Source organism: Halorubrum sp. SP9, assembly GCF_005435015.1.
GTDB classification, from domain to species: Archaea; Halobacteriota; Halobacteria; order Halobacteriales; family Haloferacaceae; genus Halorubrum; species Halorubrum sodomense.
The window spans coordinates 1-286 of record NZ_SGXU01000133.1 but is presented as its reverse complement, the minus strand read 5'-3'; the positions used below and the strand labels follow the sequence as shown (position 1 = coordinate 286).

Sequence of the window (286 nt, the reverse complement as noted above, 5' to 3'; positions counted from 1 at the left end):
CCGCCGTACCACTATGGAACACCCCGATAACATGGCCGCCGAGCGTGCGGTCGAGACGGCGGAACGAATCGAAGATACCGACAGTATGGACGAGTTAGATCCGCTGGACGTGAAAGTAGAACTGTCGCTCGGATCCCGCGAGCCGAGTATCAGTAACGTGATTCTCGTGCTCGGTGTCGGTGGTCCGCACGTCGAATTAAACGCCTCTCGTGGCACCGTGTCGGTGTCGTGGGGTGGCGACCACCACACGACTCACGTCAATAATGAACCGCTGTGCGACGAGATT

The 286-nt window shown here is 58.4% G+C and carries 1 protein-coding gene; it reads left to right on the top strand.

What is annotated here, in order from left to right:
- Window positions 1-13: 13 nt before the first annotated feature.
- The coding region (locus EXE45_RS16830; RefSeq protein ID WP_137695009.1) for a hypothetical protein at window positions 14-286 on the top strand (273 nt) is incomplete at its 3' end.